Consider the following 24,552-nt stretch of genomic DNA (forward strand, 5'->3'; position numbering starts at 1 on the left):
GGCCCAGCGGCAGGCCCACCCCCGGGGCTTTGGGGCTTCGCCCTGGCCTTCGGCCACCCCAGGCCCGGGCCTGCCTCCGGACCAGCCTGCCATGCCCCGTCAAGCACCTCCCCCACACACCACGGGGCGGGGTGTCACGCGGGGGAGGTGACGTACGCCTGGCGGTGTCGCATAGCACGGGGTGGGGCTTTGGGGTGTGGGGTGGACCGGTCTCGTGGTGGCTGGGGGAGCGGTTCCGCAGAGCGGCCGGTGGTGCTTCGGTGGGGGTTCGGCTCCCGTTCAGGTGTGGGCGGGAGCCTTCCCACCGAGGCGTACGTTTCCGAGGAGGACCGATGCCGCTCAGCCGCAGGGAATTCACCGCCGGATCCGCCCTGGCACTCACCGGTGCCGTGGGTGCGCTCGCCAGTGCTCCGGGGGCGCTGGCAGCCGAGGAGGACGGGACGGCGTGCGAGCTCGGGTACGGGCCGCTGCTGCCTGATCCCGCGGGGATCCTCGCGCTGCCTGCGGGGTTCTCGTACCGCGTGCTCACCCATAGTGGAGTGACTCGGTTGGAGAGTGGTGAGCCGACGCCCTCCAACCATGACGGGACGGCTGCTTTCGAAGGGGCGCGTGGTGTCACGCTGCTGGTCAACAACCATGAGCTGAGGGGGGAGAGGTCGCGGTGGGAGCGGCCCGTGCCGCTGGCCGAGGGGCTCGTGTACGACCCGGCCGCCGCGGGGGGCTGCACGGTCGTCGAGGTGCGGCGTGGGGGCGAGGTCGCGGAGTGGGTGGGCATCGCGGGAACCTCCACCAACTGCGCGGGCGGCAGCACCCCGTGGGGCACCTGGCTGACGTGCGAGGAGACCGAGGACCTGGCCGGGAAGAACGGCATGACCAAGGACCACGGGTACGTGTTCGAGGTCGACCCCGCCGACCGGCGCGCCAATCGGGACCCGCAGCCCGTGAAGGCCTTCGGGCGGTACGCGCACGAGGCGGTGGTCATCGACCCGCGTGCCGGTCACGCCTACCTGACCGAGGACGCCTCGGGTCCCAACGGGCTCCTCTACCGGTGGGTGCCGCCGCAGGGCTTCCGGCACGGGCGGGGGCGGCTGCGCACCCTAGCCGCCGACGCGGGGCGGCTCCAGGCGCCCAAGTGCTACGACAGCGCGGGGCGGTTCGTGGACGACCTGTCGCGCGCCACCCGGATCGGCACCGTCTACGGGGTGGACTGGGTGGACGTGCCGGACCGGGACGCGCGTGACGTGCCCGTGCGGAAGCAGTTCGCGGACGGGGCGATCACCCGGGGCCGGAAGCTGGAGGGCATGTGGTGGGCGGACGGGGGAGCGTACTTCGTCTCCTCGTACGCCCGTGAGGAGAGCCCGGGCGCCGCGCACGACGGGCAGGTGTGGTTCTACGACCCGAAGCGGCGGACCGTCCGGCTGACCGTGCTGCTCGGCGTCAGCGGGGCCTACGACGGGCCGGACAACATCACCGTCTCGCCGTACGGCGGGCTGGTCCTCGCCGAGGACGGCGAGGGCCTGCAGCACCTCTTCGGGGCGACGGAGACCGGCCGCACCTACCCGCTGGCGCGCAACGAGTTCAACATCGGCACGGCGGAGGAGCCGGAGTTCTCCGAGTTCGCCGGGGTCTGCTTCTCGCCCGACGGCCGCACGCTCTTCGCCTGCCTCCAGTCCCCGGGGATCCTGCTGGCGATCACCGGTCCGTGGCGGCGACGGGCTCGGCTTCCGCGCTGACGCCCTCGGCCCACTCGGCCAGCAGGAACGCGTACGCCTCCGCCGGCCACTCCGCCCCCTCCTCACGGGTCTCCACGAGCAGCCGTATCGCCTCGTTCGCCTCGGCGACGGACGGACGGGCGGGACCCGTGGGCGGGGGAGTCTCGTACATGCCTACAAGGCTACGGGCGGGCACTGACAGTGACCTCCGGCTGGTGGGTGGAATGTGTCACCTGGCGGCCCGCCCCGGGTCAAAGTGCCTGCGCCGCGGGCTTGACCATGCCCCGCACTGTGCGGGACTTCACAAATTCGCCCATGGCCGTCATCTCCCATTCGCCCGAGAACTGCCGGATCAGCTTGGCCATCATCACGCCGGTCTGGGGCTCGGCCGTGGTGAGGTCGAAGCGGACCAGCTCCTCGCCGCTGGCAGCGTCGATGAGCCGGCAGTAGGCCTTCGCCACCTCGGTGAACTTCTGCCCGGAGAAGGAGTTGACGGTGAAGACGAGACCGGTCACCTCGGCCGGCAGCCGGCCCAGGTCGACCACGATCACCTCGTCGTCGCCCGCGCCCTCGCCGGTGAGGTTGTCGCCGGAGTGCTTGACGGCACCGCTGAGGATGGAGAGCCGGCCGAAGTAGCAGCTGTCGAGGTGGTTGCGCTGGGGGCCGTAGGCGATGACGGAGGCGTCGAGGTCGATGTCGCGGCCCCGGAACGCGGGCTCCCAGCCCAGGCCCATCTTGACCTGGGAGAGCAGCGGGCGGCCGCCCTTGACCAGGGAGACCGTCTGGTTCTTCTGGAGGTTGACCCGGCCCTTGTCGAGGTTGATCTTGCCCCCGGTGCCGGCGGCGGTGGGTGCGGCCGGGGGTGCCGGCGGGGTGGGGGCGCCGGCCGCGGCGGGGGATCCCCAGGCCGGGGTCGCGGCGGGCGGGGCAGCCGGGGCAGCCTGGGGTGCCGCCGGGGCGGGAGCGGCCGCCGCGGGCTCCTCGTCCACCGAGACGCCGAAGTCGGTCGCGATGCCGGCGAGTCCGTTGGCGTATCCCTGGCCGACCGCGCGCACCTTCCACACGCCGCCGCGCAGGTAGACCTCCACGACCACGAGGGCGGTCTCGGTGCCGAGCTGCGGCGGCGTGAACGTGGCGATCACGCTGTTGTCGTCGGCGTTGCGCACCGTGGCGGTGGGCTCGATGCCCTGGAACGTCTGGCCCGCCGCGTCCGGGCTGGCGGTGACCACGATCTTCTCGATGCCCGCGGGGACGGCCGAGGTGTCCACCGTGATCGCGTCGGGCGTGGCCCCGCCGCCGGACCGGTAGGCGACTCCGGGGCCGGACGGCTGGTTGTAGAAGATGAAGTCGGCGTCGGAGCGCACCTTGCCGTCCGCGGTGAGCAGGAGTCCCGATACGTCCAGTCGTACCGGAGCGGCCACGTCCACCGTCACGCGGACGGAGTTCAGCGGCAGGTTCGAGCCAGGGGTCATAGCGGTCATGCCAGGTCAACGACCGAGTGGTCGCCGCCGTTCCCCCGTCTTGAGGCCGCCCAGGTGAATTCTCGAGCGGTCGTGAAGCGGGGTCGCGGAGCGCCGCGCGGTGCTCAGCGGCGGTTGCGCGGGTGGTTGCGGGCCTGGCGCTCGTTGCCGAACTTGTACGCGCCGGTCCAGCGGGCCATCACCGTCTGGCCGTCGCCCGCCTCGACCTCGGCGAGGAACTTCTCGGCCCGCGCGCCGCGCAGGGTGCCCGCGGCGCGCCCGCGGTGGGTGATGACGACGGTTCCGTCGCCGCGCTGCTCGTACGTGAATCCGGAGGCTCGTGACATGCCGCCCAGCCTGGCGGCAAGGGCCGTGGGCGGGCAACGGAATTCCGGGCGCGGGGCGCGGCGGGCGGGTACGGCGCCGGGGGCGGGCGGTGACCGGACCGGGCCCCGCACGGCCGGTCCGGTCGGCCTCCGTCCGCCGGGGGCGGGTGACGCCCCCGGCGGTCCCGGATGCGGCTCGCGGCCGCCCCGGGGACGGTCAGACCGCTTCGGGGCGCCCGTCGACGCGGCGCGGGAGGCCGAGCGGGTTGGCCTCGCGCAGCTCCGGCGGGAGCAGCGGGTCCGGCACGGACTGGTACGCCACCGGGCGCAGCCACCGCTCGATCGCCGTGCCGCCCACGGAGGTGGAGTGGGAGGTGGCGGCGGGGTACGGGCCGCCGTGGTGCTGGGCGGGGGCCACGGCGACACCGGTCGGCCAGCCGTTCACCAGCACCCGGCCGGCCAGCGAGGTCAGGTGCGCCAGCAGGTCCGCGGCCGTGCCCTCCCGGCCCTCGGCCTCGGCCGCCGACAGCTGCAGGGTGGCGCTGAGGTTGCCGGGCAGCCGGGACAGGACCGCTCCGGCCTCGCGCTGGTCGGCGTACCGAGCGAGGACCGTGACCGGCCCGAAGCACTCCTCCAGGAGCAGCTCGTGCCCGTCGCCCTCGGCCAGCCGCCGGGCCGGCACGGAGAGGAAGCCGGCGCCGACCGTGTGCTCGCCGCCCGCGCCGGGCGTGACGGGCGAGGTCACCTCGGGGAGGGCGCCCCGCTCGCGCACGCCGCTGATGAAGTTGTCCCGCATCCGGTGGTCGAGCAGCACGCCCGCCTCCGTCTCGCTCACCGCCTTCGTCAGCGCGGCGGCCAGCCGGTCGCCGTGCTCGCCCTCGGGCACCAGGACCAGGCCCGGCTTCACGCAGAACTGGCCCACCCCGAGCGTCATCGCGCCGGCCAGCCCCGCGCCGATCTCCTCGGCGCGTTCCTCGGCGGCCGCGGGGGTGACGAGGACGGGGTTCAGGGAGCCGAGTTCGCCGTGGAAGGGGATCGGCACCGGCCGCGCGGCGGCGGCGTCGAACAGGGCCCGCCCGCCGCGGACGGAGCCGGTGAACCCGGCGGCGGCGACGAGCGGGTGACGGATCAGCTCCAGGCCCGCGTCGAACCCGTGCACCACCGCCACCACGTCCTCGGGCAGCCCCGTCGTGGCGGCCGCGCGCCGCAGCAGCGCGGCGCACAGCTCGGAGGTCGCGGGGTGGTCCGGGTGGGCCTTGACCACCACCGGGCAGCCGGCGGCCAGGGCGCTGGCCGTGTCGCCGCCGGGCACGGAGAAGGCGAGGGGGAAGTTGGACGCCGCGTAGACGGCGACCACGCCCAGCGGGATCTTGTAGCGGCGCAGCTCGGGGCGCGGCGGGGTGAGGGCGGGGTCCGGGCGGTCGATGCGGACGTCGAGGAAGGACCCCTCCTCGACGGCGTCGGCGAAGGTGCGCAGCTGGTAGGTGGTGCGGGCGAGTTCGCCGGTCAGCCGGACGGGGCCGAGGGCGGTCTCCGCGTCGGCGGCCTCCACGACCTGCCCGGCGGCCTCGTCGAGCAGGTCCGCGGCGGCGCGCAGGAAGGCCACGCGGGCGGTGCGGTCCGCCAGTGCGGGGCGGGCGTCGTGGGCGGCGCGTACGGCGGCGTCCACCTCCTGGGATGTGGCCTCCACCGCAACCTGTTCGCGTTGCTTCCCCGTGCGGGGGTCCACACTCCAGACTGGTGTTGCTGCCATTGCGCACTGCCTCCTGGATCGTCGCTGACCCCGGGGAGCGGCGTTCAGTATTCTGAACGCCGTTCCGATAGGTGAATCAGTTGAATATGCTGCGGACTCTATTTCCGCGCGATCGAGATTGACAAGAGGGGCAAGGGCGCATGACGACTGCCGAGTCCGGTGCGGCGCCGGTGAAGTCCGCCGTGCGTACGGTGGTGTTGCTGGAGTGGTTCGCGTCCCGGCCCGGGCTGCACAGCCTGGCCGAGGTGCAGGAGGGGCTCGGCTACCCCAAGTCCAGCCTCTACATGCTGCTGCGCACCCTGGTCGACCTGGGCTGGGTGGAGACCGACGCGACCGGCACGCGGTACGGCATCGGCGTACGGGCGCTGCTCGTCGGCAACTCGTACATCGAGGGCGACGAGGTCGTGGCCGCGGCGCGCCCCACGCTGGACCGGCTCTCGGACGACACCACCGAGACCATCCACCTGGCGCGGCTCGACGGCACGAGCGTGGTCTACCTGGCCACCCGTCAGTCCCAGCACTTCCTGCGGCCGTTCACGCGGGTGGGGCGGCGGCTGCCGGCCTACTCCACCGCGCTCGGCAAGGCGCTGCTGGCCACGCACACGGACGAGGAGGTGCGGGCCCTGCTGCCGGAGCGGCTGGAGCCGGTGACCGAGCACACGATCACCGACCGGGAGGTGCTGATCGCGGAGCTGGCGCTGGTGCGGGAGCAGGGGTACGCGGTGGACCGCGAGGAGAACACGCTGGGGCTGCGCTGCTTCGGCGTGGCGATCCCGTACCGCACTCCGGCGCGGGACGCGATCAGCTGCTCGGTGCCGGTGGCGCGGCTGACGGGCGGGCACGAACAGGCCATCAGGGGTGCGCTGTTCGACGCGCGGGACCGGCTGCTGATGGCGACGCGGAGGCTTTGAGGGGGTTCGGGGTTCCGGGTTCCGGCGCTCCGGGTTCCGGTGCTTCGGGTTCCGGTGCTTCGCGGCGGTCCTCTGGGGGCCGGGGCCGCAGCGGCGTGGGTCGAGGCGGCGTGGATCCCCGCGTGCGCCCGGTGGGGTCAGCCGCGGGCGGCCCAGCGGCGGATCCGGGCCACCTGATGGCGCTTGGCCGCCGTGATCCGGGCGAGTTCGCCCGGACCCGCCTGGAAGGCGGTCAGCGGGGTCCAGCGGGCCCGGCCGGAGCGGCCGGTCCAGCGGATGGCGGGGAAGTCGGTGACGGCGGTGACCGCCGAGCGGTCGATCACCCGCGTACGGAACAGACCCCGCACCGTCACCTGGTGCGGGCCGCACTGCACGCCCACCCGGTAGCCGCGCAGTGCCAGGCCCAGGCAGGCGAGGACCACGCAGAGGGCGACGGCCAGGGCCCGGCCCTCGGCCTGGGCCGCGTACGCGGCGCCTCCGGCGGCGAGCGCGGCGCCGAGGCTGGAGTGGGCGACACGGGCCGCGAGCGGCGGGAACAGCTCCATCACACGCACCTTTCCGTGACGACGGGGTGGACCGGGCCGCCCCGGGCACCGGGCCCGACGCGTCGCGCCGGGCCGGCCGGGGGAGGCCCGTGCGGGACCCTAGCGCGGGTCCGGGAGAAGCGGAAGGGGTCACTCCCTGTCGCGGCCGGGGGAGGGGCGAAGTGCGTCCCGACGAGGGGATGACGGGCGTCTCCCCCGGACGGGGGAGGGGGTTCCCCGTGGCGGGGGAGGCGGCGGGGCGGGGGCCGGCGGGATCGTGGAGCCATGACGACGCGAACCGCTCACGACCCGCCCGGCGCCGCGGCCCCGGACCTCGACGACGACCCCTTCGACTCCCGCTCCGGCGGCGGGAGTTCCGGTGACGGCTGGGTGCCAGGCCGGGGGCTGCGGGCCCTGCGTGCCGTCGCCGTGGCCGCCACCGTCCCGTACCTCGTGCTCAAGTCCGCCTGGCTGGCGGGCAGTCACATCGGCATACCCGAGGGCAGCGTGCTGCGGGAGCCCGGCCTGTTCTTCACCGTCGCCAACGCGGTGACGCTGGCCATGGACGCCACGCTCGTGCTGCTCGTGCTGCTGCTGACCCAGGCCTGGGGGATGCGGATACGGGCCTGGCTGCTGACCGTGCCGGTGTTCGTCGCCGCCGGTCTGCTCGCCCCGATCGTCATCGCCTTCCCGGCGCAGCTGCTGGGCGGGCTGGTCGGCGGCGGGGAGTCGGAGGCCGCCGCAGCCCGGGAGCCCTTCCTGGACGGCTGGGTGTACGACGTCGTCTACACGGGGTTCGGGCTGCAGGCCCTGGCGCTGGCCGGGCTGTTCCTGCCGTACGCCCGGCGGCGGTGGGGCCGGCGATGGCAGGGGCGGCCGGCGATACCCGGGGGCAGGGCGACGCGGCCGGCGGCCGTGCTCGCCGCGCTGACCGGCCTGGCGGTCACGGGGGTGCAGGGCTACTGGGCGCTGGGCGGTTCCGCCGGGCTGGACGCGGCCATGCGGGCGCGGTACGGCTGGAACACCGCGGTGCTGTGCGGCACGTACGGGCTGCTGGCGCTGGCGGCGGCCGTGGGCGGAGTGCTGCTGGCGTACGGGGCGCGGCTCGGCCTGCGCCGCGTGCGGGGACCGCTGGCCCTGGCCTGGATCGGGGCGGGCGGTTCGCTGACCTGGGGCGCCTGGCTGACGCTGGCCTCACTGTCGGTCACGGATCCGGCCAAGCAGAGCACGTTTGAGATGTACCTGACCTACGCTGGCCAGATGATCACTGGACTGCTCGTCGCGGGGGTGCTGGCCCGCTGTCTGACGGCCCGGCAGGCGGAGTGAGGCCGTTCTTCGGGCCCCGGGCCCGGCTGCGCTGGGTCCACCTGATCCTCGGCGGGGCGCTGCTGATGCCGTACTTCCTGCTGGCGTCGGTCGTGGTGGGCGCCGTCAACGACGGGGCGGACGCGTACTCCTCGCTCCCGGCGATGCTGACCGCGTACGCGACGGCCCTGCCGCTGGCCGCGGTGAGCGCCCTGTTCCCACCGGCCCGGCCGATGTCGGTGGCGGCGGTGCGGATGCTGTGCGCGGTGCCCGGCGAGCTGCTGGCCGAGGGGCCCGCCGGGACCTGGGCCGCGCGGGCCAGGACCGCCGCCTGGTGGACGACGCACCTGGGGGTCGGCGCCGTGCTGAGCGGCATGACCCTCGCGGTGCCGCCGATGGCGCTGGTGCTGCTGGGCACACCGTTCTTCGCGGCGCTGCGGGAGTCGGAGTACGAGTTGTACCCCTGGCTCTCGGCCCTGCCCGGCCGGCTGATCGCCCCGCTCCTCGGGGCGGCCCTGCTGGTGGCGCTCGCGCTGTGCGCGGCGGCGGCCGGAGCCCTGCTCGCCCGGCTCGCGCCGGTGCTGCTCGGGCCCACCCCCGCCGACCGGCTGGCCGCGGCCGAGGAGCGGGCGGCGGACCTGGCCGTGCGCAACCGGCTCGCCCGGGAACTGCACGACTCCGTCGGCCACGCGCTCAGTGCCGTCACCCTCCAGGCCGCGGCGGCCCGCCGGGTGCTCGACACGGACCCGCAGTTCGTACGGGAGGCCCTGGCCGCGATCGAGGACACCACCCGGCGCACCGTCGGCGAGTTGGACGCGGTCCTCGGACTGCTGCGCGACGGGGACGAGCGGGCCGGACCGGGGGCGCCCGCGCCCACCCTCGCCGCCGACCTCGACGGGCTGCTCGGCCGCACCCGGGCCGGCGGGGTCGAGGTGGCGGCCGAAGAGGACCCCGGCCCCGTGGGCGACTGGGGGCGGCTGCCCGCCATCGCCTCCCGCGAGGCCTACCGCATCGTCCAGGAGGGACTGAGCAACGTGTTGAAACACGGAAGCGGACCGGTGCGGCTGCGGATCACCGCGGCCGGCACGGAACTGGAGATCACGATGACCAACCCCCTGGCCGCCCCGGCGCCCGGCCGGCCCCGCACGGGGGGCGGGCGCGGGCTCCGCGGCATAGCCGAACGGGCCGCCCTGCTCGGCGGCCGCGCCGAGGCCGGCGAGCACGACGGCGGCTGGCGCCTGCGCGCCGCCCTGCCCCTCGGCACACCGTCGGGAGACGCCCGGTGACCGCGCCCCCCGGAACCCTCTCGCAGGGCACCCCCGCCCCCGTGCGCATCGTGCTGGCCGACGACGAGCGCATGGTCCGCACCGCCCTGCGGATGATCCTCGACGCCGAACCCGGCCTGGAGGTCGTCGCCGAGGCCGCCACCGGTGCCGAGGCCGTCTCCGTGGTCCGCGCGCACCGCCCCGACGTGGTCCTGATGGACGTCCGGATGCCCGAGGTCGACGGAATCCGCGCCACCGAGCAGATCCTCGGCTCGATGCAGGACCCGCCCCGGGTCGTGGTCGTCACCACCTTCGAGAACGACGCCTACGTCTACGACGCGCTGCGCGTGGGCGCGGCCGGGTTCCTCCTCAAGCGGGCGGAGCCCGAGGAGCTGATCGCCGCGGTCCGCCTGGTCGCCCGGAGCGACTCGCTGCTCTACCCCGCCGCCGTGCGCGGCCTGGCCGCCGCGCACGCGCGCCGCTCGCCGGCCGCCCCGGCCTGGGCGGCCCGGCTCACCGGGCGCGAGGCGGACGTCCTGCGCCTGATCGCCCAGGGCCTGACCAACTCCGAGATGAGCACCCGGCTCGGCGTCGGCCCGGCCACGGTCAAGACGCACGTGGCGGCGGTCCTGGCCAAGACCGGGGCACGCGACCGCACCCAGGCGGTGATCGCCGCCTACGAGACGGGCTTCATCACCCCGGGATGAGGAGGACTGCCGGGTCCGCCCGGATGAAGAAAACCTGAGAACTCGGCCACAACCGGTGCAGAACGGAACGCCGGGCCCACCCGAGGCGTCCTCCATGGGGATGAACAAGACGATCAGGCGTGCCTCGGTCTTCTGTCTGCTGCTGGTGCTGGCCCTGCTGGTGCGGGTCACCTGGGTGCAGGCGTACGAAGGCAAGGCCCTCGCAGAGAACAAGAACAACCGCCGGACGAAGATCGCGCAGTATGCGAACCCGCTCGGGAACATCATCGTGGGCGGAAAGGCCGTCACCGGATCGAAGAAGGTGGACGCGGGAGACTTCGCCTACAAACGCACCTACACGGACGGGCCGCTGTACGCGCCCGTCACCGGGTACAGCTCGCAGGTCTACGGGTCGACCCAGCTGGAGAACCTCTACCAGGAGGTCCTCAACGGCTCGGACAACCGGCTGAAGAACCCGCTCGACGCCCTCACCGGCAAGCGGGCCGACCCCGGCAACGTCCTGACCACCATCGACCCCGAGGTCCAGAAGGCCGGGTACGCGGCCCTCAAGGGCAAGACCGGGGCCGCCGTCGCCATCGACCCCGCCACCGGCGAGATCCTCGGCGTCGTCAGCAACCCCTCGTACGACCCCGGCCGGATCTCCGGCAGCAACGACAAGGACGCCTGGGCCGAGCTCTCCGCCAACGAGGGCGCGGCCATGACCAACCGCGCGCTGCGCCAGCCGCTGTCACCCGGATCCACCTTCAAGCTGGTCACCGCCGCGGCCGCCCTGGAGAACGGCCTGTACGACTCGGTCGACACCCCGACCGACAGCCCCAACCCGTACACCCTCCCCGGCACCCGCACGGTCCTGCAGAACGAGAACAGGTCCGCGCCCTGCGAGAACGCCACCCTCCGCACCGCCATGCGCTACTCGTGCAACAACGTCTTCGCGAACATCGCCTACAAGCTGGGCCAGGACAAGATGCGCGAGATGGCGGAGAAGTTCGGGTTCAACGACCGGAAGCAGGACACCCCCGTCCGCGCCTACCCGAGCGTCTACCCCGAGAAGAAGGCCTCGCCCGACCTGGTCGCACAGACCGGCATCGGCCAGTTCGACGTGACCGCCACCCCGCTGCAGATGGCAATGGTCGCCGGCGCCCTCGAGAACGGCGGCAGGCTCGTCGCCCCGCACATGGTCTCCGAGGTCACCGACGCCGACGGCAACGTCCTGGAGAGCCACAAGGACGCCGCGTCGAAGCAGGTGGTCAGCGAGCGGACCGCCGAACTGCTCCGCGAGACCATGAAGACCGTCGTCGAGGAGGGCGGCGGCAAGCCCGCCCAGGTGGACGGCGCGGAGGTCGGCGGCAAGACCGGCACCGCCCAGCACGGCGTGAACAACAGCAAGAACCCGTACGCCTGGTTCACCGCCTACGGCAAGGCGGGCGGCAAGTCCGTCGCCGTCGCCGTGATCATCGAGAACTCGGACACCGACCGCTCCGAGATCGGCGGCGGCAGGCTGGCCGCCCCGGTCGCCCAGAAGATGATCGCCGCCGCCCTCGGCAAGTAGGGCCGCCGCCCGCCGCCCGCCGGGCGGCAGGAAGGGTGGGGAGCGCGCCGGGAACCGCACAGGTGCCCGGCGCGTTCCTCTACCCATGATCAGGACCGCGTACCCCGCAGACCTCGACCTCATCGCCGCCCTCCACACCCGGGCCAGGGCCACCTACTACTCCGGCCGCATCCCGGAAGAGGCGTACCTGGGCGACGCCGAACAGGCCCGCACCCGCGAGGGCTGGGCCCGCGCCATCGAGCGCGCCGACGGCGGGGTGCTCTGCGCGGAACGCGACGGCGGGATAGCCGGCGTCGCCGCCTTCCGCACCGTCGACGGCGCCACCACCCTGACCCAGCTGCACGTCGACCCCGTCCACTGGCGGCTCGGCATCGGCGGAGCCCTGCACGCCGCCTGCGTCGCCGCCTGGCGCGACACCGGCGCGGACCGCGCCCGGCTGGAGGTCTACGAGCACAACCTGCGCGCCCGGGCCTTCTACGCCGCCCACGGCTGGCGTCCCGCCCCGGACCCCGCCCCGCGCACCGGATCGCACCTGACGCTCTGGCTGGACGTGACGCGCGCCACGGAATGAGCGGCCGGCCCCGGAGGTTGCCCACCAGTGACGGAGGCGATCCCTCCGCGTCCGACGACCGGGAGACGAGAAGGAACATGCGCGTCGAGATCTGGAGCGACATCACCTGCCCGTGGTGTTACATCGGCAAGGCCCGCTTCGAGCAGGGGCTCGCGGCCTTCGCCCACCGCGACGAGGTCGAGATCGTCCACCGGTCCTTCGAGCTCGACCCGAAGGCGCCCAAGGAGACCGTGCCCACCCTGGAGATGCTGGCCAGGAAGTTCGGCCGCACCCTCGACGAGGCCCGCGCGATGCAGGACCACGTCGCCGGCACGGCCCGCGCCGAGGGCCTGGAGTACCGCACCGAGGGCCGGGTCAACGGCAGCACCTTCGACATCCACCGGATGCTCCACTTCGCCGCCGCGCACGGCCGCCGCGACGCCCTGCTCGACCTCGCCTACCGGGCCAACTTCGCCGAGGAGCGCTCCGTCTTCGACGACGACACCCTGGTCGCCCTGGCCGTCGAGGCGGGCCTCGACGAGGCCGCCGCCCGCGAGGTGCTGGCCGACGGGGAGGCGTACGCCGCAGAGGTGCGCGCCGACGAGCGCGAGGCGGCCGAACTCGGCGCGAACGCCGTGCCGTTCTTCGTCCTGGACCGGCGGTACGGGATCTCCGGCGGCCAGCCGGCCGAGGTGTTCACGCAGGCCCTGGAGCAGGCCTGGCAGGGCCGCCAGGTGCTCGCCCCGGCGGCGCCGGAAGGCGAGGCCTGCGAGCCGGACGGGGCGTGCGCCGTCCCGCAGTCATAAGACTTCCTTATTGGTGGCATGTAAAACTCGTCAATAGACTTTTAGTCGCTCCTGGCGCAGGCTGGCGCCATGGAGCGACTTCCCCTTGCCGACGTGACCAGCGCGGAGTTCGCGCAGCAGACCACCTACCTCAACACCGCCACCTGCGGCGTGCTGCCGCAGACGGCCCTGGCGGCCGTACGGGAGCTCGCCGGCGCGGCCGCCGCCGGCCGGCCCGAGGGCTTCGGCAGCTTCGACTCCGTCACGGCCGCCCGTACCGCCTTCGGCCGGCTCGTCGGCGTCCCCGCCGCCCGCGTGGCCGTCGGCTCCGCCGTCGCCACGCACACCGGCCTGATCGCCGCCGCCCTGCCGCCCGGAGCCGAAGTCCTCTTCGCCGAAGGGGACTTCGCCTCCGTCATCAATCCCTTCCACCTGCGCGGCGACCTCAAGACGCGCTTCGCGCCCCTGGAGAACCTGGCCGGGGCCGTGCGGCCGACCACCGCGCTGGTGGCCCTGAGCGCCGTCCAGTCCGCCGACGGCCGCATCGCCGACCTCGACGCCGTCCGCGAGGCCGCCGCCGCCCACGGCGCCCGCACCCTGGTCGACGCCACCCAGGCGGCCGGCTGGCTGCCCTTCGACGCGAGCAGGTACGACTACACCGTCACCGCCGGCTACAAGTGGCTGCTGGGCGCGCGCGGCGCCTCGTACCTCACGGTGACCGAAGGGGCCCAGCCGTCCCTCGTCCCGCTGCACGCCGGCTGGGTCGCCGCGGAGTCCATGTGGGACGCCACCTACGGTCCGATGCAGGAACTCGCCCATGACGCCCGGCGGTTCGACGAATCGCCCGCGTTCCTCGCGTACCACGCGGCCGAGCGCTCGCTGGCGCTGCTCGCGTCGGTCGGCGTCGAGGCCGTGCACGCCCACAACACCCGGCTCGCCGCACGTTACCGGGCCGGACTCGAGTCGCTCGGGCACGCACCCGTGCCCGCCCCCGGCTCGGCGATCGTCTCGGTGCCCGGGCTGGGGCACCGCCAGGCGGACCTGGCGGCCGCCGGCATCCTCACGGCCGCCCGGGCCGGCCACCTGAGGGCCTCGTTCCACCTGTACAACACGGAGGCGGAGGTGGATCGACTGCTGGACGCCCTCTCCGCGTAGCGGGCTTGGCAGCGGGCGTGGCGGCGGGCGTGGCAGCGGACGTGGCGGGTGGCCGGCTCACCCGCCCGCCGCCGGAGCCACCGGTCAGGCCCCCAGCGCCGACCACGCGCCGGCCGCCGCGGCCACCGCGCCCTCCGCGGGTACGTCCAGGGCCGCCGCCAGCGCCGTCAGGGAGTCCGTGACCACCGCCAGGCTCGCGTCCCGCCCGTAGTGGTTCACCCGCAGCATCTCCGCGGCCAGCGCCCCGCCACCCGCCGCCAGCGGGACGGCCGGGGCGGCGGCCAGCGCCTTCGCCACCACGGCCGAGGCGTCCAGGCCCGGCGCGGTACGCAGCGTCGTGGCCACCGGCGCCGCAGCCTCCGCCGCGCCCACGTACGGGGCCAGCCCCGGCAGGGCCGCCGCGCCCGCCCGCGTCGCCGCCGCGGCCGCCGCGTGCCGCCGCATCACCGCCGGGAGCCCCTCCGCCGCGATCCGGTCCAGGCAGGCCTCCAGCGCCAGCATCTCCAGCTGCGCCGGCGCGTGCAGCAGCGCCCTGCGGCCCCCGTCGATCCAGCGCTCCTTCCAGTCCAGCAGCGACAGGTAGGAGCGGCGCGGGGCCGCCGGGTTGGCCGCGAAACGCTCCCAGGCCCGCTCCGAGACCGACACCGCCGAGACGCCCGCCGGCCCGCCCATCGCCTTCTGCGCGCCGATCACGCACAGGTCCACGCCCCACGCGTCCGGCAGCAGCGGCTCCGCGCCCACCGACGCGACGGCGTCCAGCATGAACAGGGCGCCGTGCGCCCGCACGACCTCACCGATCGCGGCAGCCGGGTTGGTGTTGCCCGTCGCCGCCTCCGCGTGCACCAGCGACACGAAGTCGATCTCCGGGTGCGCGGTCAGCGCCGCGTCCACCTGCTCCGCCGTCACCGCGGTGTCGAACGGCACGGCCAGGTCCACCACCCGCGCCCCGCAGCCCCGCAGCCAGTTCCCGAACGTGGTCCCGTACGGACCCGTGACCACGTTGAGCGCCGTCGACCCGGCCCGTGCGCCGGACCGGATGCACCCCTCCAGCGGCAGCAGCGCCTCTCCCTGGGTGACCACCACGTCCTGCCCGGTGCCCAGCAGTGCGGCGACCCCCCTCTCGATCGACGCGAAACGCTCCGCGGTCAGCGGTGCCAGGTCAAGGAGGGGGTGGTTCACGGCGGTGCTCTCTTCGTCGGGGACTACCCGGTCGACCCTAGCCCGCGCGTGCGTAAAGTGCCGCCATGAGCGATCACGCCGTACTGCACGTGAAGGGGCGGGTGCTCGTCGGGCCCGACGACGTCCGCGACGAGCTGTGGGTGGTCGGCGGCCGGGTCTCGTACGAACGCCCGCGCGCCGCCCGCGAGGTCACCACGGTCGAGGGCTGGGCGCTGCCCGGGCTGGTCGACGCCCACTGCCACGTCGGCCTCGACCGCCACGGGCCCGTCGACGACACCACCAGCGAGGAGCAGGCCCTCACCGACCGCGCCGCGGGCACCCTGCTGATCCGCGACGCCGGATCGCCCTCCGACACCCGCTGGATCGACGCCCGCGAGGACCTCCCCAAGATCATCAGGGCCGGCCGTCACATCGCCCGCACCCGCCGCTACATCCGCAACTACGCCCACGAGATCGAGCCCGAGGACCTGGTCGCGTACGTCGCCCGGGAGGCGCGGCGCGGCGACGGCTGGGTGAAGCTCGTGGGCGACTGGATCGACCGGGACGCGGGCGACCTCACCGCCTGCTGGCCCCGCGCCGAGGTCGAGGCGGCCATCGCCGAGGCCCACCGCCTCGGGGCCCGCGTCACCGCCCACTGCTTCGCCGAGGACTCCCTGCGCGACCTCGTCGAGGCGGGCATCGACTGCATCGAGCACGCCACCGGCCTGACCGAGGAGACCATCCCGCTCTTCGCGGAGCGGGGGGTGGCGATCGTCCCCACCCTCGTCAACATCGCCACCTTCCCCAAGCTGGCCGACGGCGGCGAGGCCAAGTTCCCGCGCTGGTCCGCCCACATGCGCCGGCTCCACGAGCGGCGTTACGACACGGTGCGCGCGGCCTACGACGCCGGCGTCCCAGTCTACGTCGGCACCGACGCCGGCGGCTCCCTCCCGCACGGCCTCGTCGCCGAGGAGGTCGCCGAACTCGTCAAGGCCGGCATCCCCGCCCTCGACGCCCTCTCGGCCACCGCCTGGGGAGCGCGCCGCTGGCTGGGCCGCCCCGGCCTCGACGAGGGCGCCCCGGCCGACCTCGTCGTCTACGGGACCGACCCGCGGGCGGACGTGCGGGTGCTCGCCGCGCCCCGGCGGATCGTCCTCGACGGCCGGATCGTCGCCTGACGCGCGCCGCCCAACGAGCGCAGGTCACGGGCCCGTCCGCGCGGTACGGGCCCGGTTGACGAACCGTTACCACCGGCCCGGCGCGGTCGTTGTGCTCGCCCGGCGGCGCCGCGCGCGGCCCGGCGCACGCGCCCGTTCCGCGTGACGGACGGGGCGTACGGGGAGCCACGGACCCCCGGATTCGAAAGCCCGCGCGGAAACCCCCCTTTGGAGTGAACTCACGCCAGGTTGCCACTCGTTCACTCTCAGTGCGTAAGGATTCCGGGGGTCGAGGCCGTCGGCGCGCGCAATGTCCCCCATTGGCGCCGCCGAGGGCTCCATATCTCGTTGGGGGTTCCACCACCTTGAACAGCAACACCTTCCGCGCGCCCGCACGCCGTTCCTCCGCCGCACTGGCCGCCGCGGCCCTCGTCGCGGGTCCCACCGCGCTGCTGGCCGCCGCACCCGCGCACGCCACCGGAGGGGCCGGACGGGACGGCCGGGCGAGCGCCGTCGTACTGCGCGCAGGACTCGACGTCGGACTGCTCAACAAGACCGTCCACGTGCCCCTCAAGGCCACCCTGAACGAGGTCACCGCCCCGGCCAGCGCCGAGAAGACCGCGCTCACCGTCACCCTCGACGGCGTCGACCAGGGCCGCCCCTTCAGCGTGCTGCGCGCCGACGTGGCCAGCGCCAGGGCGACCGCGGACAAGCGCCGCGCCGAGGGCTCCGTCACCCTCGCCAACGCCCGGGTGCACGTCCCGGGCCTGCCGCTGCTCTCCGTGATCCAGGTCGAGAAGGTCACCGCCGAGGCCGTCTGCGCCAAGGGCAGGAAGCCCACGGCCGAGTCCAACGTGCTCGGCGCCGTCACCGTGCTCGGCAAGAAGGTCACGCTCTCCGCGGGCGGCACCACCAAGGTCGAGGTTCCCGCGGTCGGCGAGGTGCGCCTCGACCTGTCCAGCACCGAGACCACCTCCCGCACGGCCGCCGCGACCGCCCTGAAGCTCAAGGTCTCCGTGAACCCGCTCAAGCTCAACGTCGCCGAGGTGGAGGGCGAACTGGTGCTGGCCGAGGCCACCTGTGCCACCCCGACCGGAGGGGCGAGCCCCTCACCCACCCCGACCGTGACCCACACCGCGCCCGAGCCCAAGCCCGACGTGAAGCCGCAGACCGGCCCCGGCAAGGCCAACCTGGCCGAGACCGGCGGCAGTTCCGTCACGCCGTACGTCGCCGGGGGCGCCCTCATCCTGCTCGGGGTCGGCGCGGGGGCGCTGGTCATGAGCCGCGGCCGGGGGAACAGCGGCGCCTGACCGGCCCGAGGGGGGATCCCGGGACGGGATCGCAGGGGAGCTGAGGGGGAGGGCGCCGGTACAGGGCGCCCTCCCCCTCAGCACGTTCACCGCGTCGTCAGTGACAGCGTCACCGCAGCGGCACCGGCAGCGGCAGCGGCAGCGGCAGCGACACCGGCACCGGCAGCGTCACCGCGTCGTCAGCGTCAGCGCCTGGTCCAGCGCCTGGAGGAACCGTCCGGTCGTCGCCCGGTCCCGCACCGCCAGCCGCAGCCAGTCGGGCCCCAGCCCCGGAAAGGTGTCACCGCGCCGGGCCGCGAAGCCCAGTGTCCGCAGCCGCGCCCGCACCTCGTCCGCCCGGTCCACCCGGATCAGCACGAACGGACCCTCGGCCGGCCGCACCGCCCGGATCTCCTCGAACTCCGCCAGCCCCGCCAGCAGGTGGTCACGGTCCACCGCGATCTGCCGGGCCGCCTCCTCCGCCTCCGCGAGCGCCCGCTCCGACACGCACGCCTCGGCCGCCGCCAGCGCCGGCGTCGAGACCGGCCACAGCGGCTGCGCCCGCTCCAGCAGGGCGATCGTCTCCGGCTCCGCCAGCACGTAGCCGATCCGCAGCCCCGCGAGTCCCCAGGTCTTCGTCAGGCTCCGCAGCACCACGAGACCCGGCACGTCCGTCCGGCCCGCCAGGGCCTCCCGCTCGCCCGGCACCGCGTCCATGAACGCCTCGTCCACCACCAGCACCCGGCCCGGCCGTGCCAGCTTCACCAGCGTGGCGGCCGGATGCAGCACCGACGTCGGGTTGGTGGGGTTGCCGACCACCACCAGATCGGCGTCCTCCGGCACGTCCGCCGGGTCCAGCCGGAAGCCGTCCTCCTCGCGCAGCAGCACCCGCTCCACCCGGTGCCCGGCGTCCAGCAGCGCCGCCTCGGGCTCCGTGAACTGCGGGTGCACCACCACCGGCCGACGCACCCGCAGCGCCCGCGCCAGCAGCACGAACGCCTCCGCGGCGCCCGCCGTCAGCAGCACCCGCTCCACCGGCAGCCCGTGCCGCTCCGCCACCGCGGCCCGCGCCTCGCGCCCGTCGGGGTACGCGGCCAGCGTGTCGAGCGACAGGGCGATGTGACGTCTCAGCCATTCCGGCGGCGTGTCCGACCGCACGTTCACGGCCAGGTCCACCAGGCCCGCGATCCCGCGCACCTCCGCGTCCCCGTGGTGGCGCAGGTCGGGCCCGGCGTCCCCGCCGTCCCCGGCGGACCCGGCCGCGGTCGCCACCGCGCAGGTGGCCCGCTCCGACCGCTGCTTCGGTACGAGGAGTTCGCCCCCCGCGGCCAGCGCGGCGGCCTCCGCCACCGACGGGGTACCCGCGGCCGCCTCCACGGCAGCCGAAGGGTGCGGCACCGGCACCCCGGCCAGGGTCCGTGCGTCGTACGCGACCACGGGCACCCCGAACCGGGCGGCCGCACCGACGATCCCCGCCTCGCCCGCCTTACCCTCGACCGTGGCCAGCGCCGTCACGGCGGCGGGCGTGAGCCCGACCCCGCGCAGGGCCTCCTCGACCACACCGCAGACCTCGTCCACGGACACGCCCTCGCGGGCACCGACACCGACGACGACCCGCGCGGCGCCCGCGCGGGATATGAGACCGATCAATCGAGTGGTCCTCTCGAAACTGTGGGGGGGATCGGGTTCAGCGATGATTCACCGACGTCAACCCGCCGGTCAACGGGGTGCCCCGCCGGGTAGCCGCCCGGAGGTGCGCGAATCGCCGCGGATCGGTAAGCAGGGGCCCATGGCGGTGATCGTCGCGCTGGGCGCGTTCCTGATGACGCTGGCGGGCGGGTGGACGGCGCAGCGCGTCACCGACCGCCGCCACCTCGTGCTCGGCCTCGCGGGCGGGCTGATGCTGGGCGTGGTCGGCCTCGACCTGCTGCCCGAGGCGCTCGAAGCCGCCGGGACCGAGGTGTTCGGCGTACCGGCCGCCCTGCTGCTCTTCGTGGCGGGCTTCCTGGCGACGCACGTCGTGGAGCGGCTGCTGGCGGTGCGCCAGGCCGCGCACGGCGCGCAGGACGGGACCGGGGGCGGAGCCGAGGGCGGGACCGGCAGGGGAGGCCGGGCACCGCAGGTCGGACTCACGGCGGCCGCCGCGATGGTCGGCCACAGCCTCATGGACGGCGTGGCCCTCGGCGCGGCCTTCCAGGTCGGCGGCGGCATGGGCGTGGCCGTGGCACTGGCCGTGATCACCCACGACTTCGCCGACGGCTTCAACACGTACACACTGGCCAGCCTGTACGGGAACGACCGCCGCAAGGCCACGGCCATGCTGGTGGCGGACGCGCTGGCACCGGTCGTCGGCGCCGCGTCCACGCTGCTGTTCACCCTCCCGGAGGAACCGCTGGGCGCGTACCTCGGCTTCTTCGGCGGCGCCCTGCTCTACCTCGCGGCGGCCGAGATCCTGCCCGAGGCGCACCACGAACACCCCGCGCTCTCCACGCTGCTGTGCACGACCGGGGGAGTGGGCGTCATCTGGCTGGTGGTCGGCATCGCGGAATGACCCGGCCGGCCCGCGGGCGGACCGGCGCGCCCTGCCGCCGGCCCGCCCGGCGCCGGGCCGGCGCGCCCCGCCGGCGGGCAGACCGGATCCGGACCGGCCCGCCCCGAGGATCGGCGGCCCCCCGCAGGCCGCCGGCCCCCCACAGGACATCAGGACCCCGCCGGTCTCGCCCGGCCGGGCCCGCCCACCGCGGCGCGGCCCGCCGCCGCGGCCAGGCGCACCGCCACCGAGGGCGCGGCGGCCCAGTGCGTGTGCAGGTAGCTGGCGTGCACCCCGCCCCGTACGAAGCCCTCGACGCGCCGCTCAGGGTGCGTGAACCCCCACGCCGGCTCGGCACCCGCGCCGGGCTCGACCACCGTCCGGTGGAACTCGTGCCCGCGCAGCCGGGTGCCGGCCGCGGCGAGGGCGTTGTCGGTGAGGGCCACGGCCTCGCGGTAGCCGAGGGTGAGGCGCTCCGACATCCGCGCGTCCGCGTCGAGCACCCCGCACATCGGCTTCCCGTCCAGGGACCGGGCCAGGTACAGCAGGCCGGCGCACTCCGCGGCCACCGGGGCACCGGAGGCCGCCAGTTCGGCCACGGCCTTCCGCAGGGGCTCGTTGGCGGCCAGCTCGGGGGCGTACACCTCGGGGAAGCCGCCGCCTATCACCAGACCGCTCGTGCCCTCCGGCAGCGCCTCGTCCCCGAGCGGGTCGAAGGCGACGACCTCCGCCCCGGCGGCGCGCAGCAGCTCGGTGTGCTCGGCGTACGAGAAGGTGAACGCCGGCCCGCCCGCCACGGCCACGACCGGCCGCCCGACGGGCCCGCCCGCGACATCCACAGCGCGCGCAGCATCCGCAGCATCCCCAGCGTCCGGAACGCCCGAAGCGCCCGAAGCGCCCGTGACGGACCCCACGGCCTCCCCGGCCGACCACGCCTCCTCCGCCAGCGGCGGCGCCGACCTGGCCAGCGCCAGCAGCGCCTCCAGGTCGCAGCCCGCCCGCACCTGGTCCGCCAGGGCGCGTACGGACTCCAGCGCATCCGCACGGCGCTCGGCCACCGGCACCAGACCCAGGTGCCGGGACGGCGCCGCCACCTGCGGGGCGCGCCGCAGCACGCCCAGCACCGTGGCGCCCGCCTCCTCCAGGGCCTCCCGCAGCATCGCCTCGTGCCGGTCGGAACCGACCTTGTTCAGGATCACGCCCCCGAGCCGCACCTGCGGGTCGAAGGACGCGAAGCCGTGCACCAGCGCCGCCACCGACCGGGACTGCGAGGACGCGTCCACGACCAGCACCACCGGCGCCCGCAGCAGCTTCGCCACCTGTGCCGTGGACGCCAGCTCGCCCTGCCCGGCGGCACCGTCGTACAGCCCCATCACGCCCTCGACCACGGCCAGGTCGCAGCCGGCCGCCCCGTGCGCGAACAGCGGGCCGACCATGCCGGTCCCGCACATGAACGCGTCCAGGTTCCGGCCCGGCCGGCCGGTGGCCAGCGCGTGGTAGCCGGGGTCGATGTAGTCGGGGCCCACCTTGTGCGGGGAGACGGCCAGCCCCCGCTCGGCGAAGGCCGCCATCAGCCCCGTCGCGACGGTGGTCTTGCCGCTCCCCGACGAGGGAGCGGCCACGACCAGACGCGGGATCCTCACCACTCGATGCCCTTCTGGCCCTTCTGGCCGGTGTCCATCGGGTGCTTGACCTTGGTCATCTCGGTGACCAGGTCCGCGAACTCCACCAGCTTCTCCGGCGCGTTGCGGCCCGTGATGACCACGTGCTGCTGGCCCGGCCGGTCCCGCAGCACCTCGATGACCTCGTCCACGTCGATCCAGCCCCAGTGCAGCGGGTACGCGAACTCGTCCAGCACGTACAGCCGGTGGGTCTCCGCGGCCAGGTCGCGCTTGACCTGCTCCCAGCCCTCCCGCGCCGCCTGCTCGTTGTCGAGCTGCGCGTCGCGCTGCACCCAGGACCAGCCCTCGCCCATCTTGTGCCAGACGACGGTGCCGCCCTTGCCGGTCTCGCCGAGGGCCTTGAGGGCGTTCTCCTCGCCGACCTTCCACTTGGCGGACTTGACGAACTGGAACACCCCGATCGGCCAGCCCTGGTTCCAGGCCCGCAGGGCCAGCCCGAAGGCCGCGGTCGACTTGCCCTTGCCGGGGCCGGTGTGCACGAAGACCAGCGGGCGGTTGCGGCGCTGACGCGTGGTCAGACCGTCGTCCGGGATGACGGTCGGCTGTCCCTGGGGCATTACGCGGCCCTCCTGTCGGTGTGGTGGAAACCGGGCGCCCGCCTGTCGGCGCGCCCGTCCGTACGCATGTCCTTCACCAGGCCCGCGAGCGCGTCGGCCCGCAGCCCCTCCAGGGTCACGGCCGTCCCGCCCAGGTCGGCGGCCAGCCGCCCGGCCAGGCCCAGCCGTACCGGGCCCGTCTCGCAGTCCACGACCACCGAGGCGGTCCCCTCGCCGGCCAGCAGCCGTGCGGCGCGCGCCGCCAGGGGCACCGCGTCCGGGCCGGCGGTGGCCCGCCCGTCGGTGACGACCACCAGCAGCGGGCGCCGGGACGGGTCGCGCAGCCGCTCGATCCGCAGCGTCTCGTGCGCCTTCAGCAGCCCCGCGGCGAGCGGGGTGCGCCCGCCCGTCGGCAGCAGTTCGAGCCGGGCCGCCGCCGCGTCCACCGACGAGGTGGGCGGCAGGGCCAGTTCGGCCCCGGCACCCCGGAACGTGATCAGACCGACCTTGTCCCGCCGCTGGTACGCGTCGAGCAGCAGCGACAGCACCGCGCCCTTGACCGCGCTCATCCGCTGCCGGGCCGCCATCGACCCCGAGGCGTCGACCGCGAACAGCACGAGGTTGCCCTCGCGGCCCTCCCGCGTCGCCTGCCGCAGGTCGTCCCGGCGCACCACCAGGCCGGGCCCGGAGCGCCCGCGCGCCAGCTGGTGCGGGGCCGCGGCCCGTACGGTGGCGGCAAGGTGGAGCTTCGTCAGCTGGCCCCGGGGACGCTGTGACCCGGTGGTCCGCCCGTGCGCCGTACGCGCCCTGGACCGCCGCCCGGCCGCGCCCTCCCCGAGCCCCGGCACGCTCAGCATCCGGGTGCGGAAGGGCTCGGCGGCGCCCACGGCCGCCTGCTCGGGCGCGCCGGCCGCCGCGGGGGCGGGGGCGGACTCGCCCGGAGCCGGCTCGCCGGTCGAGGGCGGCTCCGGCGTACCGTCGGTGCCCGTCTCCTCGGGACCGCCGCCCTGCGGCGGCACGCCGCCGCCGTCCGGGCCGCCGTCACCGGGACCCTCCGGGCCGCCCTCCGGTCCGTCGCCGTCGCCGTCGCCCGGGCCCTCCGGCTCCGGCTCGGGCTCCGGCTCGTCGTCGGGGAAGCCGTCCAGGATCCGGTCGAGCTTCTCCTCGTCCAGGCCCGGCGCGTCGAAGGGGTTGCGGCGGCGCCGGTGCGGCAGTGCCAGCAGCGCGGCCTGCCGCACGTCCTCCTTGCGCACATCGGTCCGCCCGGCCCACGCGGCCAGCGCCGTCGCCGTGCGCGCCATCACGATGTCGGCGCGCATGCCGTCCACCTCGAAGCCGGCGCACACGGCGGCGATTTGGAGCAGGGACCGGTCTTCGATCCGGACTCGGGGCAGCAGGGTCCGGGCGGCGACGACCCGGGCCCGGACCGCGCCCTCGTCATCCGCCCACTGGGCGGCGAACGCGGCCGGAGCGTCTTCGAACGCGAGTCGGCGCCTGATCACCTCGACCCGCTGCTGCGGATCGCGCGAGGCTGCCACCTCCACCGTGAGCCCGAAGCGGTCGAGCAGCTGCGGTCGCAGCTCGCCCTCTTCGGGGTTCATGGTGCCGACGAGCAGGAAGCGGGCAGCGTGCCGCACCGAGACGCCCTCACGCTCCACGTTCGAAGCACCCATGGCGGCAGCGTCCAGGAGGACATCCACCAAGTGGTCGTGGAGGAGGTTCACTTCGTCGACGTACAGGATCCCGCGGTGGGCGTCCGCCAGCAGGCCCGGTTCGAACGCCTTCACACCTTCGGCGAGCGCCCGCTCGATGTCGAGAGCGCCGACGAGTCGGTCCTCCGAAGCTCCGATCGGCAGTTCCACGATCCGGGCGGGCCGCGTGCCACCCGAGGCCGTGTCGTGCGGGCCGTCCGGGCAGTCGGGATCCGGGGCGGCGGGAGCACAGGAGAACCGGCAGCCGGACACGACCTCGACCGCCGGAAGCAAGGCCGTGAGCGCACGGACAGCCGTGGATTTGGCCGTTCCCTTCTCGCCGCGCACGAGGACCCCACCGACAGCCGGGCTCACCGCGTTGAGGAGCAGGGCCAGGCGCAGGTCGTCCTGGCCGACCACGGCCGTGAACGGAAACGGTGCGCGGCTCATGAACTGATCACTCCTTCGTAGGGCTGATGGCCGGCGTGTGCGCGTGCGTCGCCGAAT

The 24,552-nt window shown here is 74.9% G+C and carries 22 protein-coding genes; 12 read left to right on the top strand and 10 right to left on the bottom strand.

Annotation, left to right across the window (positions count from 1 at the left end; all coding sequences use genetic code 11):
• The first annotated feature begins 332 nt into the window (after positions 1-332).
• Positions 333-1,733: an alkaline phosphatase PhoX gene (locus ACIQUQ_RS08555; RefSeq protein WP_403972731.1), complete on the top strand. Its 1,401-nt coding sequence runs from the start codon at positions 333-335 to the stop codon at positions 1,731-1,733.
• On the opposite strand, the gene ACIQUQ_RS08560 is transcribed toward ACIQUQ_RS08555, so the two are convergent.
• The 4 genes from ACIQUQ_RS08560 to ACIQUQ_RS08575 all read right to left on the bottom strand — a co-directional run bounded on the left by ACIQUQ_RS08560 (position 1,693) and on the right by ACIQUQ_RS08575 (position 5,251).
• Entirely contained in the window at positions 1,693-1,884 is a 192-nt protein-coding gene (locus tag ACIQUQ_RS08560) for a hypothetical protein (RefSeq protein ID WP_403972734.1), read from the bottom strand. The genes ACIQUQ_RS08555 and ACIQUQ_RS08560 overlap by 41 nt on opposite strands.
• A gap of 79 nt (positions 1,885-1,963) precedes the next feature.
• Complete coding sequence (locus ACIQUQ_RS08565; protein ID WP_403972736.1) at positions 1,964-3,193, bottom strand: TerD family protein; 1,230 nt, start codon at positions 3,191-3,193, stop codon at positions 1,964-1,966.
• A gap of 104 nt (positions 3,194-3,297) precedes the next feature.
• A complete protein-coding gene (locus ACIQUQ_RS08570; RefSeq protein ID WP_399940275.1) occupies positions 3,298-3,519 on the bottom strand; it encodes a hypothetical protein in 222 nt (73 codons plus the stop codon).
• Between the two features lie 196 nt (positions 3,520-3,715).
• Positions 3,716-5,251, bottom strand: a complete 1,536-nt coding sequence (locus tag ACIQUQ_RS08575) for an aldehyde dehydrogenase (NADP(+)) (protein ID WP_403972739.1) — start codon at positions 5,249-5,251, stop codon at positions 3,716-3,718.
• Positions 5,252-5,391: 140 nt separating this feature from the next.
• Between ACIQUQ_RS08575 and ACIQUQ_RS08580 the strand changes: the two genes are divergently transcribed.
• On the top strand, positions 5,392-6,162 hold the full coding sequence (locus ACIQUQ_RS08580; protein ID WP_403972741.1) for an IclR family transcriptional regulator: 771 nt from the start codon (positions 5,392-5,394) through the stop codon (positions 6,160-6,162).
• A 137-nt stretch (positions 6,163-6,299) separates the two neighbouring features.
• Here the strand turns inward: ACIQUQ_RS08580 and ACIQUQ_RS08585 are convergent, their stop codons facing one another.
• Positions 6,300-6,707: a hypothetical protein gene (locus ACIQUQ_RS08585; protein WP_403972743.1), complete on the bottom strand. Its 408-nt coding sequence runs from the start codon at positions 6,705-6,707 to the stop codon at positions 6,300-6,302.
• 264 nt (positions 6,708-6,971) lie between these two features.
• Between ACIQUQ_RS08585 and ACIQUQ_RS08590 the strand changes: the two genes are divergently transcribed.
• From ACIQUQ_RS08590 to ACIQUQ_RS08620, 7 genes are all read left to right on the top strand, one after another.
• Positions 6,972-8,012, top strand: coding sequence for a hypothetical protein (locus ACIQUQ_RS08590; RefSeq protein ID WP_403972745.1), 1,041 nt, complete (start codon positions 6,972-6,974; stop codon positions 8,010-8,012).
• Entirely contained in the window at positions 8,009-9,277 is a 1,269-nt protein-coding gene (locus ACIQUQ_RS08595; RefSeq protein WP_403972748.1) for a sensor histidine kinase, read from the top strand. The genes ACIQUQ_RS08590 and ACIQUQ_RS08595 overlap by 4 nt, the downstream gene beginning before the upstream one ends.
• Positions 9,274-9,963, top strand: a complete 690-nt coding sequence (locus ACIQUQ_RS08600; protein WP_403972751.1) for a response regulator — start codon at positions 9,274-9,276, stop codon at positions 9,961-9,963. The genes ACIQUQ_RS08595 and ACIQUQ_RS08600 overlap by 4 nt, the downstream gene beginning before the upstream one ends.
• Before the next feature lie 100 nt (positions 9,964-10,063).
• Positions 10,064-11,512, top strand: coding sequence for a peptidoglycan D,D-transpeptidase FtsI family protein (locus ACIQUQ_RS08605; protein WP_403972922.1), 1,449 nt, complete (start codon positions 10,064-10,066; stop codon positions 11,510-11,512).
• Positions 11,513-11,597: 85 nt separating this feature from the next.
• Entirely contained in the window at positions 11,598-12,083 is a 486-nt protein-coding gene (locus ACIQUQ_RS08610) for a GNAT family N-acetyltransferase (RefSeq protein ID WP_403972754.1), read from the top strand.
• Positions 12,084-12,160: 77 nt separating this feature from the next.
• The gene (locus ACIQUQ_RS08615) at positions 12,161-12,868 is read left to right on the top strand and encodes a DsbA family oxidoreductase (RefSeq protein WP_403972757.1); all 708 of its coding nucleotides are present in this window, start codon (positions 12,161-12,163) and stop codon (positions 12,866-12,868) included.
• Positions 12,869-12,937: 69 nt separating this feature from the next.
• Positions 12,938-14,002: an aminotransferase class V-fold PLP-dependent enzyme gene (locus ACIQUQ_RS08620; RefSeq protein ID WP_403972759.1), complete on the top strand. Its 1,065-nt coding sequence runs from the start codon at positions 12,938-12,940 to the stop codon at positions 14,000-14,002.
• Between the two features lie 84 nt (positions 14,003-14,086).
• Here ACIQUQ_RS08620 and ACIQUQ_RS08625 read toward each other — a convergent pair whose 3' ends face one another.
• Complete coding sequence (locus tag ACIQUQ_RS08625; protein ID WP_403972761.1) at positions 14,087-15,181, bottom strand: pyridoxal-phosphate-dependent aminotransferase family protein; 1,095 nt, start codon at positions 15,179-15,181, stop codon at positions 14,087-14,089.
• 65 nt (positions 15,182-15,246) lie between these two features.
• Here ACIQUQ_RS08625 and ACIQUQ_RS08630 point away from each other — a divergent pair, with 65 nt between their 5' ends.
• Entirely contained in the window at positions 15,247-16,338 is a 1,092-nt protein-coding gene (locus ACIQUQ_RS08630) for an amidohydrolase family protein (protein ID WP_403972763.1), read from the top strand.
• A 344-nt stretch (positions 16,339-16,682) separates the two neighbouring features.
• On the top strand, positions 16,683-17,627 hold the full coding sequence (locus ACIQUQ_RS08635; RefSeq protein WP_403972766.1) for an SCO1860 family LAETG-anchored protein: 945 nt from the start codon (positions 16,683-16,685) through the stop codon (positions 17,625-17,627).
• Positions 17,628-17,795: 168 nt separating this feature from the next.
• Here ACIQUQ_RS08635 and cobC read toward each other — a convergent pair whose 3' ends face one another.
• Positions 17,796-19,256 (bottom strand): Rv2231c family pyridoxal phosphate-dependent protein CobC, encoded by a 1,461-nt coding sequence (cobC, locus tag ACIQUQ_RS08640; RefSeq protein ID WP_403972769.1) that lies wholly within the window; start codon positions 19,254-19,256, stop codon positions 17,796-17,798.
• A gap of 139 nt (positions 19,257-19,395) precedes the next feature.
• Here cobC and ACIQUQ_RS08645 point away from each other — a divergent pair, with 139 nt between their 5' ends.
• Entirely contained in the window at positions 19,396-20,157 is a 762-nt protein-coding gene (locus tag ACIQUQ_RS08645; RefSeq protein ID WP_403972772.1) for a ZIP family metal transporter, read from the top strand.
• A 149-nt stretch (positions 20,158-20,306) separates the two neighbouring features.
• Here the strand turns inward: ACIQUQ_RS08645 and ACIQUQ_RS08650 are convergent, their stop codons facing one another.
• Genes ACIQUQ_RS08650 through ACIQUQ_RS08660 form a run of 3 tightly spaced genes read right to left on the bottom strand, consistent with a single transcriptional unit; the run spans position 20,307 to position 24,495 of the window.
• Positions 20,307-21,782: a cobyrinate a,c-diamide synthase gene (locus ACIQUQ_RS08650; RefSeq protein WP_403972775.1), complete on the bottom strand. Its 1,476-nt coding sequence runs from the start codon at positions 21,780-21,782 to the stop codon at positions 20,307-20,309.
• Positions 21,776-22,375: a cob(I)yrinic acid a,c-diamide adenosyltransferase gene (cobO, locus tag ACIQUQ_RS08655; protein ID WP_403972777.1), complete on the bottom strand. Its 600-nt coding sequence runs from the start codon at positions 22,373-22,375 to the stop codon at positions 21,776-21,778. Before cobO ends, ACIQUQ_RS08650 begins: the two co-directional genes overlap by 7 nt.
• Positions 22,375-24,495 carry a putative cobaltochelatase gene (locus tag ACIQUQ_RS08660; protein ID WP_403972780.1) on the bottom strand — a complete coding sequence of 707 codons (2,121 nt, stop codon included), beginning with the start codon at positions 24,493-24,495 and terminating at the stop codon, positions 22,375-22,377. Before ACIQUQ_RS08660 ends, cobO begins: the two co-directional genes overlap by 1 nt.
• Positions 24,496-24,552: the final 57 nt, after the last annotated feature.

Source organism: Streptomyces sp. NPDC101118, from assembly GCF_044759445.1.
Lineage (GTDB): Bacteria > Actinomycetota > Actinomycetes > Streptomycetales > Streptomycetaceae > Streptomyces.

What these genes read in the sequence shown, in the direction of transcription:
- ACIQUQ_RS08555 (WP_403972731.1), top strand. Translation starts at nt 333, where the DNA reads ATGCCGCTCAGCCGCAGGGAATTCACCGCCGGATCCGCCCTGGCACTC.
- ACIQUQ_RS08560 (WP_403972734.1), bottom strand. Translation starts at nt 1,884, where the DNA reads ATGTACGAGACTCCCCCGCCCACGGGTCCCGCCCGTCCGTCCGTCGCC.
- ACIQUQ_RS08565 (WP_403972736.1), bottom strand. Translation starts at nt 3,193, where the DNA reads ATGACCGCTATGACCCCTGGCTCGAACCTGCCGCTGAACTCCGTCCGC.
- ACIQUQ_RS08570 (WP_399940275.1), bottom strand. Translation starts at nt 3,519, where the DNA reads ATGTCACGAGCCTCCGGATTCACGTACGAGCAGCGCGGCGACGGAACC.
- ACIQUQ_RS08575 (WP_403972739.1), bottom strand. Translation starts at nt 5,251, where the DNA reads ATGGCAGCAACACCAGTCTGGAGTGTGGACCCCCGCACGGGGAAGCAA.
- ACIQUQ_RS08580 (WP_403972741.1), top strand. Translation starts at nt 5,392, where the DNA reads ATGACGACTGCCGAGTCCGGTGCGGCGCCGGTGAAGTCCGCCGTGCGT.
- ACIQUQ_RS08585 (WP_403972743.1), bottom strand. Translation starts at nt 6,707, where the DNA reads ATGGAGCTGTTCCCGCCGCTCGCGGCCCGTGTCGCCCACTCCAGCCTC.
- ACIQUQ_RS08590 (WP_403972745.1), top strand. Translation starts at nt 6,972, where the DNA reads ATGACGACGCGAACCGCTCACGACCCGCCCGGCGCCGCGGCCCCGGAC.
- ACIQUQ_RS08605 (WP_403972922.1), top strand. Translation starts at nt 10,064, where the DNA reads ATGAACAAGACGATCAGGCGTGCCTCGGTCTTCTGTCTGCTGCTGGTG.
- ACIQUQ_RS08610 (WP_403972754.1), top strand. Translation starts at nt 11,598, where the DNA reads ATGATCAGGACCGCGTACCCCGCAGACCTCGACCTCATCGCCGCCCTC.
- ACIQUQ_RS08615 (WP_403972757.1), top strand. Translation starts at nt 12,161, where the DNA reads ATGCGCGTCGAGATCTGGAGCGACATCACCTGCCCGTGGTGTTACATC.
- ACIQUQ_RS08620 (WP_403972759.1), top strand. Translation starts at nt 12,938, where the DNA reads ATGGAGCGACTTCCCCTTGCCGACGTGACCAGCGCGGAGTTCGCGCAG.
- ACIQUQ_RS08630 (WP_403972763.1), top strand. Translation starts at nt 15,247, where the DNA reads ATGAGCGATCACGCCGTACTGCACGTGAAGGGGCGGGTGCTCGTCGGG.
- ACIQUQ_RS08645 (WP_403972772.1), top strand. Translation starts at nt 19,396, where the DNA reads ATGGCGGTGATCGTCGCGCTGGGCGCGTTCCTGATGACGCTGGCGGGC.
- cobO (WP_403972777.1), bottom strand. Translation starts at nt 22,375, where the DNA reads ATGCCCCAGGGACAGCCGACCGTCATCCCGGACGACGGTCTGACCACG.
- ACIQUQ_RS08660 (WP_403972780.1), bottom strand. Translation starts at nt 24,495, where the DNA reads ATGAGCCGCGCACCGTTTCCGTTCACGGCCGTGGTCGGCCAGGACGAC.